Here is a 355-nt window from a genome sequence, read left to right as displayed (position 1 = left end):
CGGCGGCCCTGGTGCTGGACGCCCAGTTGCGGCGATATCGCGACCTGCCATCCTCCGCCGGCGACCTCCACCGTCTCCTGGCCGGGGCCGACCTGGACGGCTGGTTCCGCGACGATGACGGCCGGTTGGTGTTCGCCCGCGGAAAGCACGCCGGCCGGCCGTTTGCCGAGGTGGCCGAACGGCATCCCGACTACGTGGGGTGGTTGCTGTCCCTCGACTTGCTCGACGACACCAGGGCCATGATCGCGGAGGCCGCCGACGGTCCCCGCCGGCGATCCTGACCGGAACCGGGAGGCTGGCGAGAACGGCCGGATGAATCCAATCGTTCCCCGCCAATGCCGGTGGCCGGCCGAAC

At 71.3% G+C, this 355-nt stretch carries 1 pseudogene; it reads left to right on the top strand.

The window, feature by feature from the left end:
* A pseudogene (locus tag BGIM_RS54315) lies at window positions 1-281 on the top strand (hypothetical protein); the annotation flags it as partial.
* Window positions 282-355: the final 74 nt, after the last annotated feature.

The sequence above is a fragment of the Zavarzinella formosa DSM 19928 genome (genome assembly GCF_000255705.1).
GTDB lineage: Bacteria > Planctomycetota > Planctomycetia > Gemmatales > Gemmataceae > Zavarzinella > Zavarzinella formosa.
Note: the sequence above shows the minus strand (reverse complement) of the source record. Positions and strands in the feature narration are given on the sequence as shown.